13 protein-coding genes and 1 pseudogene are annotated in these 17,281 nt (G+C 63.9%); 7 read left to right on the top strand and 7 right to left on the bottom strand.

The window, feature by feature from the left end; genetic code table 11:
- Window positions 1-8: 8 nt before the first annotated feature.
- Window positions 9-2,390 carry a fatty acid cis/trans isomerase gene (locus AT984_RS20140; RefSeq protein WP_058721628.1) on the top strand — a complete coding sequence of 794 codons (2,382 nt, stop codon included), beginning with the start codon at window positions 9-11 and terminating at the stop codon, window positions 2,388-2,390.
- 28 nt (window positions 2,391-2,418) lie between these two features.
- Here the strand turns inward: AT984_RS20140 and AT984_RS20135 are convergent, their stop codons facing one another.
- The 3 genes from AT984_RS20135 to bufA2 all read right to left on the bottom strand — a co-directional run bounded on the left by AT984_RS20135 (window position 2,419) and on the right by bufA2 (window position 4,586).
- The gene (locus AT984_RS20135; RefSeq protein WP_058721627.1) at window positions 2,419-3,234 is read right to left on the bottom strand and encodes an HvfC/BufC N-terminal domain-containing protein; all 816 of its coding nucleotides are present in this window, start codon (window positions 3,232-3,234) and stop codon (window positions 2,419-2,421) included.
- Entirely contained in the window at window positions 3,231-4,184 is a 954-nt protein-coding gene (gene bufB / locus AT984_RS20130) for an MNIO family bufferin maturase (protein ID WP_082680385.1), read from the bottom strand. The genes AT984_RS20135 and bufB overlap by 4 nt, the downstream gene beginning before the upstream one ends.
- Window positions 4,185-4,298: 114 nt before the next feature.
- Window positions 4,299-4,586: a BufA2 family periplasmic bufferin-type metallophore gene (gene bufA2, locus AT984_RS20125; RefSeq protein WP_058721626.1), complete on the bottom strand. Its 288-nt coding sequence runs from the start codon at window positions 4,584-4,586 to the stop codon at window positions 4,299-4,301.
- 263 nt (window positions 4,587-4,849) lie between these two features.
- Here bufA2 and AT984_RS20120 point away from each other — a divergent pair, with 263 nt between their 5' ends.
- The 4 genes from AT984_RS20120 (at window position 4,850) to AT984_RS20105 (ending at window position 10,636) form a co-directional block, all read left to right on the top strand.
- Window positions 4,850-5,734: an N-acetylmuramic acid 6-phosphate etherase gene (locus tag AT984_RS20120; protein ID WP_058722493.1), complete on the top strand. Its 885-nt coding sequence runs from the start codon at window positions 4,850-4,852 to the stop codon at window positions 5,732-5,734.
- Window positions 5,731-7,020, top strand: a complete 1,290-nt coding sequence (locus AT984_RS20115) for an MFS transporter (protein ID WP_058721625.1) — start codon at window positions 5,731-5,733, stop codon at window positions 7,018-7,020. The genes AT984_RS20120 and AT984_RS20115 overlap by 4 nt, the downstream gene beginning before the upstream one ends.
- Entirely contained in the window at window positions 7,017-8,600 is a 1,584-nt protein-coding gene (locus tag AT984_RS20110; protein ID WP_058721624.1) for a glycoside hydrolase family 10 protein, read from the top strand. The genes AT984_RS20115 and AT984_RS20110 overlap by 4 nt, the downstream gene beginning before the upstream one ends.
- Window positions 8,601-8,743: 143 nt before the next feature.
- On the top strand, window positions 8,744-10,636 hold the full coding sequence (locus AT984_RS20105) for a bifunctional diguanylate cyclase/phosphodiesterase (RefSeq protein WP_156422141.1): 1,893 nt from the start codon (window positions 8,744-8,746) through the stop codon (window positions 10,634-10,636).
- An 11-nt stretch (window positions 10,637-10,647) separates the two neighbouring features.
- On the opposite strand, the pseudogene AT984_RS20100 reads toward AT984_RS20105, so the two are convergent.
- Together AT984_RS20100 and AT984_RS20095 are read right to left on the bottom strand one after the other, a co-directional pair.
- A pseudogene (locus tag AT984_RS20100) lies at window positions 10,648-11,718 on the bottom strand (DUF2332 domain-containing protein); the annotation flags it as partial.
- Between the two features lie 143 nt (window positions 11,719-11,861).
- Window positions 11,862-12,893 (bottom strand): IS5 family transposase, encoded by a 1,032-nt coding sequence (locus AT984_RS20095; RefSeq protein ID WP_058719059.1) that lies wholly within the window; start codon window positions 12,891-12,893, stop codon window positions 11,862-11,864.
- 608 nt (window positions 12,894-13,501) lie between these two features.
- Here AT984_RS20095 and AT984_RS23115 point away from each other — a divergent pair.
- A complete protein-coding gene (locus AT984_RS23115) occupies window positions 13,502-14,587 on the top strand; it encodes a hypothetical protein (RefSeq protein ID WP_156422140.1) in 1,086 nt (361 codons plus the stop codon).
- A 31-nt stretch (window positions 14,588-14,618) separates the two neighbouring features.
- Here the strand turns inward: AT984_RS23115 and AT984_RS20085 are convergent, their stop codons facing one another.
- Window positions 14,619-15,131: a glutathione peroxidase gene (locus AT984_RS20085; RefSeq protein ID WP_058721620.1), complete on the bottom strand. Its 513-nt coding sequence runs from the start codon at window positions 15,129-15,131 to the stop codon at window positions 14,619-14,621.
- Window positions 15,132-15,228: 97 nt separating this feature from the next.
- Window positions 15,229-16,080 (bottom strand): DMT family transporter, encoded by an 852-nt coding sequence (locus AT984_RS20080; protein WP_058721619.1) that lies wholly within the window; start codon window positions 16,078-16,080, stop codon window positions 15,229-15,231.
- A 264-nt stretch (window positions 16,081-16,344) separates the two neighbouring features.
- Here AT984_RS20080 and AT984_RS20075 point away from each other — a divergent pair, with 264 nt between their 5' ends.
- Complete coding sequence (locus tag AT984_RS20075; protein ID WP_058721618.1) at window positions 16,345-17,280, top strand: hypothetical protein; 936 nt, start codon at window positions 16,345-16,347, stop codon at window positions 17,278-17,280.
- Window position 17,281: the final 1 nt, after the last annotated feature.

The following is a 17,281-nucleotide window of genomic DNA, read 5'->3' as shown; positions in this document are numbered from 1 at the left end:
TTCTCGCCATGCCCGCCCTCTTGCCTCACCGCCTTGTCAGCCGCTGCGCTGTTGCCCTGCCCGCCCTGCTCTTGTCCGCTTGCGCGGCGCTGAATCAGCAGGCTTACCAGCGCGAGCACGGCGCCCCTGATCCGCAGCGTTATGACCAGGCCCAGGCGACACCGCACGGCGGCGTCAGCTATCAGCAGCAGATCAAACCCTTGCTGCAAAGCCGCTGCGTGGTTTGCCACGCCTGCTACGACGCGCCCTGCCAACTCAAACTGGGCAGCTGGGAGGGCATCGCACGCGGCCTGAGCAGCACCCCGGTTTACGACGGCACCCGCCTGCGCCCGGCCGAGCCGACGCGGCTGTTCACCGACGCGCAAGTGGCCTCGCAATGGCGCGAGCGTGGCTTCCAACCGGTGCTCAACGAATTTGAGAACACGCCGCAGGCCATGCGCTCGGCCAGCTTGCTCTACCGCAGCCTGCTGCTCAAGCAAGAGCATCCGCTGCCGGCGGTGGACGTGCTGCCGGCCAAGTCTTTTGACTTCTCGATGGACCGGGCGCAAAGCTGCCCGCGGATCGAAAACTTCGAGGCCCATGCCAAGGCCCAGCCCCTGGCCGGCATGCCTTACGGCCTGCCCGGCATCAGCGCCGAGGAATTGAATCTGGTGGCACGCTGGCTGGAAGCCGGCGCGCCCGATGACGGCGCCTCGGCCCCCACGGCCACCGAGCAGCGCGAAGTCATCGCCTGGGAGAAATTCCTCAACAACGGAGGCAGCAATAAAGAGCGGCTGATGAGCCGCTACCTCTACGAGCATTTATTCCTGGGCCACCTCTACCTCAGCGACGAGGCGGCGCGCCAAGCCTACAAGCTGGTGCGCAGCAGCACGCCGCCCGGCCAGGCGATTGCGCCCATCGCCACAATGCGGCCGTTTGACGACCCCGGCAGCGCACCGTTTTACTACCGCTTGCAGCGTGACTTGGAACCCATCGTCGCCAAGACGCATATGCCTTACCGCTTCGACGCGGCACGCCGCGAACGCTACCGCGCCTTGTTCTTGAAGCCGCGCTACGAGGTGGCGCAGCTGCCCGGCTACGAGCCCACCATGGCCTCCAACGGCCTGGCCAGCTTTCAGGCCATGCCCAGCGACGCGCGCTACCGCTTCTTGCTGGACGACGCGCAGTTCTTCATCATGAACTTCATCAAAGGCCCGGTGTGCCGGGGCCAGGTGGCGTTGAACGTGATTGAGGATCGCTTCTGGGTCTTCTTCACCGACCCCGACAGCAGCCTGGGCCGTGACGCCGGCGAGCTGGTGCTGCGAGCCGGCGCCGCCGCCGGCCTGCCCGCCGCCCAGGGCAGCGATGCCTCGGTGTTCGACTTCTGGACCATTTACGCCAAACAAGAAAAGCAGTTCCAGCGCGAGAAGGCGCAAAGCCTGAGCGCCAACTTCGCCGCCCACGGCGGCCCCACCCTGGCCATGGTGTGGGACGGCGACCGCCATAACCCCAACGCCGCACTGACCGTGTTCCGCCAGTTTGAAAGCGCCAGCGTCGTCCAAGGTCTGGTGGGCGATACGCCCAAAACAGCCTGGGTGATCGGCTACCCGCTGTTCGAGCGCATCTTCTATTTGCTGGCGGCTGGCTTTGATGTCTACGGCGACATTGGTCATCAGCTGCACAGCCGGCTGTTCATGGACTTTCTGCGCATGGAGGGTGAATCCAATTTCATCAATTTGCTGCCGCGTGCGGCGCGGCCCGGCGTGGTGGCGCATTGGTATCGCCAGGCCCGGCCCGCCGCGCTGGAACAGATGCAAACCCTGGCGCTGACCGGCACGCATGAAAGCGCCATCCCCTTCAAGACCGCAGACCCCAAGGCGGAGCTGCTGAGCCTGCTGGCCAAGCGCATCGGCCCCGCCCTGCCGCAACGCTGGGCCTTGCAGCAAGAGCCCAACGCCGGCCTGCGCCGCGATCTGGCCCAGCTGGCCGCCCTGCGCGGCCCCAGCCTGGGCTGGCTGCCGGCGACGCTGTTCATGGAAGTCAGCGACGTCGCCGGGCCGCCGCGTTACTTCAGCCTGCTGCGCGAGCTGGGCCACCTGAATATGACCCGCTTGCTGCGCGAAGAAGGCGAGCTGTTGCCGGCCGAGAACGCCCTCACGGTGGCCAATGGCCTGATCGGCGCCTACCCCAATGTGCTGCTGCGGGTGAAGGCCAGCGAGCTGGCCGAGTTCAGCGCCGCCGTGGCCGCCCTGGGCAGCGAGGCCGACTACCGCCGCTTGGCTGACCGATGGGCCGTGCGCCGCAGCAACCCCGACTTCTGGGCCGCCAGCGACGCCTTGCACCGCGCCAGGCCCCGCCTGGCCGGGCCGGACGGCGGCTTGTTTGACTACAACCGGCTGGAGAATCGCTGAGGCGCCGAGCCGCAGAGTCCGAGGGACTTCAGTTGCGCGCCAGCAGCCCCTCGCCCAACCAGCGGCCCAGGGCCTGCGCGGCCAGGGCGGCGGCGTGCGGACTCTGCTCGGGGTCGGCGGCGGCGGCGGCCGCCATCTCGCAAAGGCTCGCAAAACTATCGCCCGCCTGCAGGGCCAGCAGTTGTTGCGCTTCCAGCGGCTCGAGGGAGCGCCAGCGCGTTTCCAGCGCGGCGTCGCGCCAGATCAGCAGCCAATGCGCATGCGCCTCGGGCTCCGCGAGCTCGGGTTCCGCTTCACCTTGCTCCGGTTCGTACTCACGCAGCTGCCGCCAGGCCGGCTCGATCGCCCATTGCAGGGGCAGCAGCTGCACGCTGGGCTGCAGCCGAAAGCATTGGCCACCCCAATCTTCGGGCGCAAGCGCCGCTAAGTCCTCCACGCCCAGCAACGCCGCGGCCTCGGCCGCATCGAAGGCGGCACGCAAAGCCCAGTCCATGCGGGCCAGCTCAATCAAGGAGGGATGCAACTGCGCCTCGTCCGCCATAAATTCAGCCAGGCCATCGCCAAACCAGCGGATGGAAGGCTGGTGGGGCGGGTGGGCATTTAGGTAGCGCAGCGCCAGGGCATCAAAAGCCTCATCGCCCAGCGCGCGGTGCAAGACCAGATAGTTGTCACGCAAGGCGGCTTGCAGGCGGGCGCGGTAGGCATGGCGGTAGGCGCGCAGGCCGGGGCTGAAGGTGGCGGGGCCTGATGACGAATCGGGCGAATCCTCACCCGCGATCTGGAACTGCAGGCGCTGCTGTTGCCGGCGCAGGACGGTGGCGGTGTTTGCTGGCGAGCTGATCATGCGGCTAGCCCCGATCCAGCAGCCGGGGCCAGGTCCTGCCTGGGTGGCATGGGCCAGACCCGCTGGCGCATCGGCTCAGGCCTGGGCTGAGGGTCCATTGGGCTGCAGGTCTGGCGCAGGAGCTGGCGCGCCTGGTCCAACTCCAGCAGCAAGTCCTGCAGCGGCGGGATCTTGTCATCGCGCTCAATCATGGTGGGTTTGGCCCCCAAGCGCAGCACGGTGTAGACGTAAAGCTGCCAGACCGCGTCGCACACCGGCGCATCATGGGTGTCGATGATCAAGTCGCCCTGATCCTCATGGCCGGCCAGGTGGATTTGCACCACTTGCTCGGGCGGCATGTGGTCGATGTAGTCGCGCGCATCAAAGCCGTGATTGCGGCTGGACACATAAACATTGTTAACGTCGAGCAGCAGGCGGCAGCCGCTGCGGCGCAGCAGCTGGGCCACAAACTCGGCCTCGCTCATCTCGTCTTCGGCGAAGCGGATATAGCTGGACACGTTCTCCAGCACCAGCGGCCGCTGCAGCAGGTCTTGCACCTGAGCGATGCGCGGCAGCAGATGCGCCAGCGCGGCCTCGGTGTAGGGCATGGGCAGCAGATCGTGCAGATTGCGGTGGTCCACCCCGGTCCAGCACAGATGGTCGGATACCCAGGCCGGCTGCACCCGATCAGCCAGGGCTTTGAGCGCGCGCAGATAGTCCAGATTCAGCGCGTCGCTGCTGCCGATCGACATCGACACGCCGTGCATCACCAGGGGATAGTCCGGGCGAATGCGCTCCAAGTGCCGCAGCGGGCGGCCACCGGGCACCAGATAGTTCTCGCTGATGATCTCCAGCCAATCCGGCTTGAGCCCAGCGGGCAGCGGCCGCGCGGCATCGGCAAAAGCAGCGTAGTGCTCGCTGCGCAAGCCAAGGCCGAAACCTTGCAGGGGTGAGGGCGAGGGGACGGGCATGGTGATCGATCCTGCGGAACAAGGCGCGGCCAGCGCGGTCAATACATCGGGCATGTGACAGGGGGCAGGGTCAGGTCTTGCCCCGCCCCAGTGACAGTGGCTGCCTTCTTTTGCTTACTTCAGCACCTTGCCGCCTTCCTTGGTGCACTCTTCTGCCGTCTTCTTGCTGACCCAGCCCTGGCCCTTGCAGCTGTTGTGGCCCTTGCACTCGCTCTTGGCGGTTTTGCATTCGGAGCTGCCCTTGCAGCCATTGATGCCCGAGCACTTGACCATGCCCATATCGCCGTCAGCGGCCTGAGCCACATTGGCAAAGCCGGCGGCGGCGAACAAGGTGGCGGCGGCGGCAGCGATGCTCAGGCCGGTGGCGGACAGGGTCTTCAGAGTGGAAGTGGTTTGTTGCATGACTTGCTCCTGGATGGAATGGATGAACTGGATGAAAGGGGTGACAAGGTTTGACGCTTCATGCAGGCGCTTGATACGCCCACGCTGCTTGTGTCGCCCGGCACCCCGCCCTTCTTACAGCCCGCCGAAAAAATTTTCGACATTTCTGAATGAGCTGGGGTTATGGGAGCAAAGACGCTGCATATTGGCGTGAGCGCAGCGAACTCACTAGAGTCGGCAGCACCTTGTCATGCCTGGCTGCCTGGCTGCAGCCCACACCCGCCATGTTGAACACCGAAGCCTCCAGCACCCAACACCCAGATCTGGACCTCTACGCCCTGCCCACGCTGGTGGACACCTTGGTGCAGGACCAGCTCGACGCGGTGCGGGCGGTGCAGGCGGCGGGCGCTCAAATTGCCGCTGCGGTGGCGGCGGCCTTGCCGCGCATCCAGGCCGGCGGGCGCTTGATTTATGTGGGTGCCGGCACATCGGGCCGGCTGGGTGTGCTGGACAGCGTGGAGCTCTACCCCACCTTCTCCTGGCCGCGCGAGCGCGCCCTGGCCCTGCTGGCCGGAGGCGAGCGCGCCATGTTTGTGGCCATTGAAGGGGCGGAAGACGATGGCCCGCAAGGCGCGGCGGAGATGCTGGCCCTGGCGCCCACGCCCAACGATGTGGTCTTGCTGCTGGCCGCTTCCGGCGCCACGCCTTATGTGATGGGCGCTCTGCGGGCGGCACGCGCAGGGGGCGCATTAACCCTGGGTTTTGCCAACAACCCTGGGGCGGCGCTGACGGCGCAGGCCGATATCGGCATCTTTCTGGACACCGGAGCTGAATTGATTGCAGGCAGCACGCGGCTGAAGGCCGGTAGCTCGCAGAAAATAGCGCTCAACACATTCTCGAGCGCACTGATGGTCAAACTCAACAAGGTCTACGGCAATCTGATGGTGGACCTCAAACCCACCAATGCCAAGCTGCTGCAACGCGCCCTGGCGTTGACCATGCGCATCAGCGGCGCCGATGAGGCGCGCGCGCAAGCCGTGCTGGCGCAGTGCGGCCACCACGTCAAGCTGGCGGTGCTGGCCCTGAACAAGCAGCTGAGCGTGGGCGAGGCTCGCGCCGCCCTGGACGCCGCCGACGGCAATCTGCGCCAGGCCTTGTTATCACCATGAGCGAAAAAAAGGTCAACCCCTGGCGCTGGATCCCCTCGCTCTATTTCGGCCAAGGCATTCCGTATGTGGTGGTGATGACGCTGTCGGTCATCATGTACAAAAACCTGGGATTTTCGAACACCGACATCGCGCTCTACACCAGCTGGCTCTATCTGCCCTGGGTCATCAAGCCGCTGTGGTCGCCGCTGATTGAGCTCTTCCACACCAAGCGCAGCTGGATCATTGCGCTGCAATTCCTGATCGGCGTGGCCCTGGCCATGGTGGCCCTGACCATCCCCGGCCCGCAGGCCTTTCAAATGACGCTGGCGGTGTTCTGGCTGATGGCCTTCGCCTCGGCCTCGCACGACATTGCCGCAGACGGCTTTTATATGCTGGCCCTGCCGCAGCACAGCCAAGCCGCTTTTGTCGGTGTGCGCTCCACCTTCTACCGCCTGGCCAATATCGGCGGCCAGGGCGGCTTGGTCTATCTGGCCGGTGAGCTGCAAGAGCGCACCGGCAGCATGACGACCGCCTGGAGCGCCGTCTTCGCGCTGCTGGCCGGGCTGTTTGCGCTGATGGCGGCCTATCACTTCTTCGTGCTGCCGCGCCCGGCGGCCGATGCCCAAGGGCCGGGCCGCGCCGGCTCGGCCGGCTTGCTGCGCGACTTCTTGCAAGTATTCGCGGAGTTCTTCCGCAAGCCCGGCATCTGGGTGATCCTGGGCTTTTTGCTGCTTTACCGTTTTCCGGAAGCACAGCTGCTCAAGCTGGCCACGCCTTTCTTGCTGGATAGCCAAGCCGACGGCGGCCTGGGCCTAACGACCAAGCAAGTCGGCATCGCCTACGGCACGGTGGGCCTCACCGCCCTGACCCTGGGCGGCTTGCTGGGCGGCTGGATCATCTCGCGCGTGGGCCTTAAAAAAGCGCTGTGGCCGCTGGTGCTGATGATGCATGTGCCCAATATCGCTTTTGTGGCGCTGGCCCTGGCGCACCCCGGCAGCTTGGTACTGATCAGCGCGGCGCTGGCCGTTGAACAGTTCGGTTATGGCCTCGGTTTCACCGCCTATCTGATGTACATGATTTTGGTCGCGGATGGTCCCCACAAGACGGCGCACTACGCCATCTGCACCGGCTTCATGGCGCTGGGCATGATGATTCCTGGCATGTGGAGCGGCTGGCTGCAGGATCAGCTGGGCTATCTGAACTTCTTCATCTGGGTGCTGGTGGCCACGATTCCTTCCTTCGCGATGGCGGCGCTGATCAAGATCCCGGCCGACTTCGGCAAGAAGCAGGACGAGGAGCCCGCATGAGTGCCGAGCCCAAGTCCAAAGCCTTGTCGCGCCGCAGCCTGATTGGCGGCAGCGCCGCCGCGCTGATGGCTTGCGCGCAGTCGCCGCTGAAGCCTGCCCTGGCCAATCCACCGCGCTTGCTGCCCGCGCCCGAACTGGCCGAGCAAGCGCCCGCAGTGCCGCGCGAGTTCCGCGCCGCCTGGGTGGCGACGGTGGCCAATATCGACTGGCCCAGCCGCAAAGGCCTCAGCACGGCCGAGCAGCAGGCCGAAGTGCGGACGCTGCTGGACAGCGCCGTGGCGCTCAAGCTCAACGCCATCATCTTGCAGGTGCGCACCAGCGCCGATGCGCTCTACCCCAGCGCGCTGGAGCCATGGAGCGAGTACCTGAGCGGCACGCAAGGCCTGGCCCCAGAGCCCTTCTACGACCCGCTGGCCTTTTGGATCAACGAGGCCCATGCGCGCGGGCTGGAGCTGCACGCCTGGTTCAACCCCTTCCGCGCGCGCCAAAGCCAGGCCCAATCGGCGCCCGCCGCCAGCCACCTGAGCCAGACCCAGCCGCAATGGGTCAAGCGTTACGGCGACCAGCTCTGGATCGACCCCGGCGAAGAAGCCGCCGCCAACCACTGCCTGGCCGTCATCGCCGATGTGCTGGCGCGCTACGAGGTGGACGGCATCCACATCGACGACTATTTCTACCCCTACCCCATCACCGAGCCGGCCAGCAAGCAAGAGCTTGATTTCCCGGATGAGCCGAGCTGGCAGCGCTTTGTGCAAAGCGGCGGCAGCCTGAGCCGCGCGGACTGGCGCCGGCGCAATGTCGATCAGCTGGTGCAGCGCATGCAGCAAACCATCCGGCTCAGCAGCAAGCCCTGGGTGCGCTTTGGCATCAGCCCCTTCGGCCTACCCAAGCCGGCGCTGCGGCCGCCGGGCATTGCCGGCTTCAGCCAGTACGACAAGCTTTATGCCGATGTGGAGCTGTGGCTGGCCAATGGCTGGCTGGACTATCTGGCGCCCCAGCTCTACTGGCCCATCAAGCAAGCGCCGCAGGCGTTTGATGTCTTGCTGGACTATTGGCGCGCGCAGAACCCGCTGCAGCGCCATATCTGGCCAGGCCTGTTCACCAGCAAGGTGACGGACAAGGCCGACAGCTGGCCGATCAGTGAGATCAGCGCGCAGATCGAATTGCAGCGTGCTCGCGCGCCCGCCACCGGCCATGCGCACTTCAGCATGGTGGCCTTGCTGCAGAACCGGCGCGGCCTGGCACTTGCGCTCAAGCAAGGCGTCTACGCTCAAGCCGCCATGCCGCCGGCCACGCCCTGGCTGGACGTCACGCTGCCGGAGCCCGCCCCCACCCCGCTGCTGCTGGCTTTGCCCACAACCGAGCCGGCCGATGCCGCACCGGCTTGGCAGTTGCGCCTGCCGCCCGGCAAGCCGGCGGAGGGTGAGCGCTACCTGCTCTGGAGCCGGCATGGCGAGCAATGGCGCTGGCAACTCGGCAGCGAGTTTGTCATCGCAGAGCAGGATCTCAACGCCCTGGTGATTTCGCGCCTGAGCCGCGTCGGCGTCGAGGGGCCAAGAAGCGCTTTCCGGCTCGGCTGAGCATTTGCGGCTAGGCGCGCCGGAATAAAGCCACGAATAAAAGCCTGTTGCCCCCATCGGCAGGGCTCGGATGAGGTCCAATTGGCCTCAAGTTTTTGATCCGCCGCGCGGCCATCAGCCGCGCCTACCCATTCCGCCCCTTCATGCCCAAACTCAGCACCCGCAGGGAGTCGTGGCTCTGGCCCTCCATCGTGGCCATTCTCTTGCTCGCCAACGCCACCGTGGCGATCTTCTTCTGGTGGTCGCTGAGCAGCAGCAAACAGCTCTTTGACGAGCGCGCTTACGCGCAGACGGCCAATATCGCCAACACGTTGGACGGCAATATCTCCAGCAGCATCGAGAAGATTGATCTGGTGCTGGCCAGCGTCGCCGATGAGCTGGAGCGCGAAATCCGCGCCGGTGGCATTCAGACCGACCAAGCCTTGAGCTTTCTGGCCCGCCGCCTGCAAAACATGCCCGAGCTGCCGGCCTTGCGCGTCTACGACGCCGAGGGCAACGGCCTGGTCAATGAGGGTGTGGAGCCCGCCGCCGATGTGGTCAACATCGCTGACCGGGACTATTTTCAACGCGCCAAGACCCAGACCGAGCCGCAGCGCATCTTGTCGCCCCTGCTCCGCTCGCGCGTGGATCAAAGCTATGTGATTGTCTCGGCGCGCCGCTTTGTCGATGCCCAGGGGCACTTCGCCGGCGTGGTCATCGCGCCCATCGGAGTTGAGTATTTCAGCAAGCTGATTTACGGACTTGACCTGGGTAGCGGCGGCACCGTCGCTTTGCGCGACGCCGATCAGCGCCTGATCGCGCGCAACCCGCCACTACCCGACAGCCCGGCGGGTGAGATCGGCAACCGCGTCGTGTCCAAGGAATTCCAGAAACTGATCGACGCCGGCGCCGTGACCGGGAATTTTCATAACGCTGACGGTGCCGGTGGCATCGACCGGGTGGTGAGCATGCGGCGACTGCACGCCGCACCCTTTTTGCTGGCGGTGGGCCTGGCCAGCCAAGACTATCTGCGCGGCTGGTATGGCGAGATCGCAGCGGCCGCCGCTTTGGTTTGCTGCTTCGCCATCGTCTCGGTGCTGCTGGGCCTGACCCTGCGCAAAGCCACCCAAGCCACTTTGCAAGCCAGCCTGCGCAATCGCATGTATCTGAAGCGGGCCAGCGACGGCATCATGGTGCTGGACGGCAAGGGTCGCCTGAACATCGTCAACGACCGCTTGTGCGAGTTGCTGGGCCTGAGCCGCGAACAGCTGGTGGCCATGAGCCGGCTCGAACTGCTGCAGCTGTGGCCGGACAAGCGCGCACGGGCGCGCACCTTTGTCGCCCTGCGCGCGGGCAATGAGTTGCTGAGCCTGGAAACGTTGATCCGCAAAGGGCAGGCAGGCGAGATGCGTGACGTGGAACTCAATGTCAGCGCTTTTGAGATCGCCGGCGAGCCCTGCTTCTACATCTCGGTGCGCGACATCAGCGAGCGCAAGGCGATTCAAGACCAGATCCGGGAGATGGCCTACCTCGATCAACTGACCCAGTTGCCCAACCGCCGCCTGCTCAGCGACCGGCTGGAGCTTGCTCTCGCAGCCAGCCAGCGCAGCAGGCAGTTCTGTGCCTTGATGATGCTGGACCTGGACAAGTTCAAACGTCTCAACGACCAGTGGGGCCACGATGCCGGTGACCTGCTCCTGATCGAGGTGGCCCGCCGCATGAAGACCTTGATCCGCGGCCAAGACACCGTGGCCCGCATGGGCGGCGATGAGTTCGTGGTGCTGCTGAGCGGCTTGGGCGAGGACTTTGACACCGCCGCCGCCAACGCCGGGCGGATCGCCGCCAAACTCCTCGACGCCTTGAACGCGCCCGTCGCGCTGGGGGCTGGCGCGCCGGACTGGCCCTGCCGCTGCAGCATAGGCATCAGCTTGTTTGTCGGCCGCGACAGCGCCACCGGCGACATCTTCAAGCAAGCCGACCTGGCCTTGTACGAAGCCAAGCATGCGGGCGGAGACGGCTTCAAGGTGTTCAGCGCGCCGTCGAGTGAGCCCGCCTGATCACGCCCCGCTCAAGCACACCAAGCCAGCCAGCGCCCATGCGGGTGTGACCAAGCCAGCGCCTGCTGCTGAATCTGCCCATTAGCGGCCCACTGCAGCGTCCACAAGGTGGCGCTGGCGCCGGCGCGCTCGGCGGCCAAGGGCGGCAGATCCAGGCCCGGTGGACGCAAGGCCGCCCCCTCGGCGCTGAGCCAAATCAGGCCATGCTGCAGCACCAGTCGCCGCACGCGCGCCTGATAGTCCTGCAAGGCGGCGGGCGTGAAGTAGTACAGCACCCAGCTATTGAACAGCACCACCTGGCTGCCGGCAAAGTCACCCGCGGCCAACTGCGCCTCCAGCACACTCAGCCCATCTTCACATTGCTTTATGCGGTGCTGGTCCACCAGGGCCACGGCTTGATCGAGCCGGCGCGCCCGCTCACGCTCATGCGGCCATAAGCAGGCATGCAGCCAGCGCAGGGCCGCCGGGTCCTGAACATCCAGCGGGGCCAGATCCAAACCCACGCGCTGCTGAAGCTGCCAAGCCTGCTCGGCCGGGGGCGCGGCGGCTGCGCCCAGCCAGTCACACACGATCTCGGGCCGCTCGGGCCCGACTGGCGCGCCGCGCACAAAGCCCGCGCCGGACTCGGTTTGATAGCGGTAGCGGTAACGGTCCACGCCCAGGTTCAGGCCCGCGCTGCAGCCGAAGTCGATCAAGCTCAGCACGCGGCTGCGGCTTCCGCTCAAGCCCGCGATGTGTTGCAGGGCCGGCCAGAGCACGGCGCAACGGCCGATCTCATTGGTCTGAGTGCGGCGCTCACGCAGGGATTCGATCAGGCTGGCCTGCTGCTGGCGCGCGAAATCCAGCAGCAGCGCCGGCAGCTGCGCGTCAGGCAAGCGTTGGCCGCCCACGCTGGGGTAGTAGTCCGCCAAGGGATGGGCCACGCCGGCCAACACCCGCTCATGCAGGGCCGCCAGCAGCAGATTGGGAATGGCTTGAGTGGGCGGCGCATGGGCCATCAGGGCGAGCAGCTCAGGCGTATCCGCCACCGCTTGGCATATCGCCACGTAGAGCGGGTCTTGCAGGCATTCCAGCGCGGCAAAATGACGAAACGAGACCGCTGCATAACCCGCTCTGCAAACTCGCCCACCTCAGCGGCAGGCGAGGATTCCATGATGCGGAAAAATCGCTCGGTTTTAGAGCGTTTTGAAGGGTTTTCGGCCCTTCCTTCGGGCCCTTTGGCCCATCAAGACGGACTACTCCCTGCACACGGCTGCAGCCGTCCGCTTTGCAGCTTCCTCATCGCCTTGAGCAGGTTGACACCCAGCGCCGCCCACGCCATTTGCGCCTGCGTTTTGGCCGCGCCAAAGTACCGCGCTCGGCTCAGGTGGAACTTTCTCTTCATTGTCCCGAAGCCTTGCTCGACCTTGTAGCGCAGCGTGGCGATGGCCCGGTTCATCTGCGTCTGCAAAGGATGCACCGGGTTGCCTCGGCTCCCCTTGAACTGGATCAGGTCGCCGATGCCCTTGTTCTTGAGGTACTCCCGGTTGGCTGCGCTCGCGTAGCCCTTGTCGGCCAGCACACCCTCAGGCTGGACGCCTTGCGCTGCGAGCGCCTCCACGATGCCGGGCAACTTGTTGACTTCGGCTTGGTTGGCGGGGTGGACTTCGACGTGCTCGACATAGCCATCTTCTGTGTCCACCGCGCTGTAGCCGCGATAGCCGAAGAAGGCGTCCTTGCCTTTCTTGACCCAGCGGGCTTCGTCGTCTGCACTGTCCACCACATCGGCCTGGCCGTCCTCATCGACTTCGATGTGTTGATTCGGCCGAGCCGCGCTCTCGATGATCGTGGCGTCGATGATGGCGCCCCGGCTGCCGGCCACCTTGAGCCCCTGGCCTTCAAGTTGCACATTGACCCGGCGCAGCAGCACTTGATCGAGCTTGGCCGTCACCAATCGGTTGCGGAAGCGGCAGATGGTGGTGGCATCAGGAAAGCTGTCGTCACCGGGCTCGAAGCCAGTGAACACCATAAAGTCCAGTCGAACCTTGAGCGCATGCTCCAACTGCGTGTCCGACAGACCATGCCACTGGCCCAGCAGCATCAGCTTGAACATCGCCAGCGGCGCATAGGGCTCAGGTCCGCCGCCATTACTGGCCTCACGCTTGTACAAGCCTTTGAGCTTGTGGCTGATCTCAACCCAATCCAGCAACTCGTGCAACTTCATCGTCGGCGAGTCTTGAACCAGCGGCTTGGCACCCATCAGGAAGAAACTGTCCATGCCCTGTATTGCACCGCATCTTCAAGTTGCGCGCATTAGGGATGTTATGCAGCGGTCTCGAAACTGCTGCGCCCAGGCTTGGCTTGATTCGAGATTCATGCCGCCAGCTTAGTGGCCGGCGCCGCAGAAAATGTCGGCTAGCCGACAAATTAACCCCGCACAAGCATGTCCGCCCCCCCCGCCCTGGCCCTCATGACCGCGCTGCAGAGCAATTCGCCACACTGGATTGGGAGTAAGACCCTCCCCTGTTGCCTCAATTGCAACGCCTGATGCCAGCCCGCCGCGTGGCACGCGGACGCAGCCTGTCCCCTCAGGGCGAGCCCACACAGACCTTTTACGCCATGACCCATGGCTAAATGGAGGCGCGCTTCACCGGCCCGAGTGCCAAACATAACTGTAGCCATCCCGGAGTTTCTTACCATTGGGATTGGGCAACGCCAAGATGGAGGTCTTTTATGAATTTACCGAATTACAATGAAGCGCAGTTTTTTTGGAGGTCCTTGATCAGGGAGGGATCTCTTTGTTAGATTTTTTTCGCACCAATCAGATAACTCGAACAAATGAGCCAAAAAAGAACACTAGTCGTTACCACCAGAGCTGATTTCTTCATGCCGAAGTTGCTCGCAAGCGTTCAATTAGATATTCATGAACCATTGCCAATTGATGTACTGCGCTTCGGCATTATTCACAAAGACAAATCGCCGCAGGATTTTGTAGACCAAGTGGCGATGCTAGCGTGGCCACGCGGAGTTCGCGAATATGTCGCCGAGACCCTCGATGATGAAGTATCTACAGACGGAACGAATGTATTAGATCTATTTGAGCAATACAATCAAATTGCAGTTTACTCGGTAAATCCTTGGAATGCCGACTTAATCAATCGTTTGATTGAACTGTACCCCCAAGAGAAGCTTAGCATTATTTGCTCCGATGACGAAATTGACCGTCACTGGAAGTATCAGTGCCTAATAAGGAGCGAACCAAATCGCTCTTCGGAACGCGATGCAGAACTACGCGAAAAATTGCTCTACCCTCCCAGCGTTGAAAAGGCATTCGAAGGGATGCGTCGTTGGCTAATCGGGCGCACCCCCTGGGAAGAAATGCTGCGCACAGGTCGGCGAGCACCTATTGAAATTCTTCCTCACATACCTCCAATTCTCAACCGAATTCCTGGCTTACAGGATGTAGAACGAAGCGAGAGTGTTTACCGAATCGTCCTCTTCCCGAAGCCATCGGTAGGAAAAGACCATTTCCTGGAAGCCGCGCGAAAGATCGTGCAAGAAAACAAAACACTCGCTCTCGAGATTGTTAGCTTCCGCAATGACATGCCCACCCTGTCGCTCATTGATGCAGGCACAAGACCAGTTTGGCTTCGCTGCTACCCATACCCGATCTACGAAGACATGTACCACCGCATTATCGCCGCATCACATGGGCTAGTGATTGTTCCGCGAGGGGGCCTATCAACGATTCGCGACGCTGTTCGCTACGGTTTAGACTTAATTTCAATTTTTCCAAATACTGCCAATGAATTAGCGGTGACAGCGGATATTGGACTCTTATTATCCCCACTCGAGAAATTGGAAATTCAAGGCATCGATTCCCAGCAACGCCGCAACTTCAATCGTACAGCGCTGGCACGCTACGAGTTTTCGTCAATAACAGCCTTCAGAAATATTTACTGTACGACCTGACGGGCGTAGCTAATTTAAGGGGGGACTGAAGTTACAAGGTACTGCCAATGCCGCAGTCCCCCTTCAGCGCCGCCTCGATGTCCGCGCGCAGGCTGGCCGGTGCGTCATTCGGGGCATAACGCTTGATCACCTGGCCATCGCGGCCGATCAGGAATTTGGTGAAGTTCCACTTGATCAGCTCGGTGCCCAGAAAACCGGGCTTCTGGCTTTTCAGCCATTGCCACAGCGGGTGAGCGTCGGCGCCATTGACCTTGATCTTCTCCATCATCGGGAAGCTGACGCCGAAGTTCAGCTCACAAAACGAGGCGATGTCCTCATTGCTGCCGGGGTCCTGCCCACCGAACTCATTGCTGGGGAAACCCACGATCACCAGGCCTTGCTCGCCAAATTCCTGCCACAGCGACTCCAGGCCTTTGAACTGCGGGGTGAAGCCGCATTGGCTGGCGGTGTTGACGATCAGCAGGACCTTGCCGCGCTGGCTGGCCAAATCGGCCGGCTTGCCGTCGATGGACAAGGCCTGAAAGTCGTAAACGCTGGACGCCATGGGGATGCTCCGATCTGCTGAGTTGCGCGGATATTAGCCGGCCCGGGGAAGCTCTGCACAAATCAGGCTGATCCCTGCTGCGCAGCCTCGCCCCGATTTATGCAGCGCTTGCCTTGCGCTCCAGCGCCGCCAGCAGGGCCGCGGCCAGAATGCAAACCCCGCCCAGCGCCGTCTTCACATCCAACTGGCCGCCGCCCAGCCACAGGGCCGAGAGTGCGGCCACCGGCACCTCGGTCAGCATGATGATGGCCGTCACATTGGCCGGCAGGCGCCCGGCGCCATACTGCAGGCTGAGGTTGGACAAAAAGAACAGCAGTGCCATGCCCGCCAAGGGCAGCAACCAGATCGGACCCGGCAGGCCGGGCCAGCTGATCACCGACGCGCCAGCCAGCAAGGCCGCCGCCGTGCCGGCCACGCCAACGCCACCGGCAAACATGGCCAAGGCGCAAGCGGCCGGGCCATTGCTGGCGGACTGGCGCCGCAACATCACATTGTTGAGCGCAAAAGTGAAGCCGCCGGCCAGGCCCAGCCAGTCAGAAAGACCCGCCGGCAGCGGCAGGCCGCCCCCTTCAGGCGACAGCACAATGGCCGCGCCGCCCAAAGCCAGCACCATGCGCAGGCCGGCCAGGGCCGTCAGGCGCTCGCCCAGAATCAGGCGCGCCAGCAGCACCGCCCATAGCGGCATCAAATAGAACAGCAGCACCACCCGCACCACATCCCCGGTGGCCACGCCGCAGTTGAAGGCGGTATTGGTCACGCCGGCAGCCAGCGTCACCAGCCAGAGGGCGGGCGTACGCGCCAGCTCGCGCCAGGCCTGCGGCTGACTGGCGCTGAGCACCAGCAGCGACAGCACGTACAGCGCCACCGTGGTCCACAGCGGGTGCAGCCCGAGCGCTTGAAACTGCCGAAACGGCCACCAGGAAAGCCCCCAGATCAGGGCGTTAAACATCAGCGCGAGTTGTGGCTTCAAAAAAATGGGCTCAGAGATGAATATGGGCTTGAAAAAGATCGCCGGGGGCGATACAAGACAGCGCGGTTGATCGTGCTTGGCGGCGGTTGGCCGGCAACAACAGATTCGTGCGAAAGCGCGGGCGCCCGGCCGCTTTGTCGGTCAACAATGGCCGGGGTTTATAGCATGGTGTTTTGCGTGGGCATGGCGCCCCTCAAACGCTGGGATTGCTGTCATTCACAGTTTTGCAAGGGAGAGACTCTTTTGAATCATCTGGCCTGCTTCACCCCGGGGGACTTCATTGCCGACCCCGCGCCTGATCTGACGAGCTTCCGTTGGCGCTTGCTCGCGCAAGGCGACTCCTGGTTTTCCACCGCCGATGACAAGCTCAATGCGCACGCCAATCTGCTGCAAGAGATGGTCTACAAGGCACCCACCTGCGCCGTGAACTGCGCCGGCAAGGGCGGCGCGTTGAGCCATCTGGTGGATCTGGAATCGGCGCCCGACTTTGTGCGCCTGCTCAGCGGCCCGGATTCACCGGTCTGGGACGGCGTGCTGCTGTCCATGGGTGGCAACGACATGATCGCCGCCGCGCAAACGCCCGCCAATGCCGCGGACGGCACACGCGTGCCCCTGCATCTGCGCCTCTTGCGCCACCAAACCGAATGGGGCACACCGGCCAGCGGCGTGGCGCGTTATTTCTCTGAACCCGGCTGGGCCACTTACAGCGAGTATCTGCGCACCAATGTCCGCCACCTGCTGACCCTGCGCGACCAAGGCCCCTCGGCCGGCAAGCCGATGTTCATGCACTGCTACGCCGTGCCGATGCCGCGCCCGGCCGGCGCCGAGGATGTGGGCCTGGGGCAATCAGGCCCCTGGCTCTACCCCGCGCTGAAGGCTTACGCCCTGCCGGCCGCCGATTGGGCGGCGGTGAGCCGGTTGATGGTCTTCCACCTGGCCTTGCTGCTGAAGAGCATGGCGGCCGACAAAGAGCAATTCCCCGGCCTGCATGTGTTCGACTCCACCACCGTGCCGCTGGCCCCGGCCACCCCCGGCAGCAGCGGTAGCAGCGGCGACTGGCATAACGAGATCCACCTCAACCACAGCGGCTGCTTCAAGATCGCCCGCGCTTGGTCAGAGCATGTGGAAAACGTGCTGAGCGGCGTCAAGGCGGTGGAGCCGAGCAAACGCCGCAGTTAAG

Origin of the sequence: Paucibacter sp. KCTC 42545 (assembly GCF_001477625.1) — a bacterium.
GTDB lineage: Bacteria > Pseudomonadota > Gammaproteobacteria > Burkholderiales > Burkholderiaceae_C > Paucibacter_A.
The sequence above is the reverse complement of the archived record's forward strand: the minus strand, read 5'-3'. Positions and strand labels throughout refer to the sequence as shown.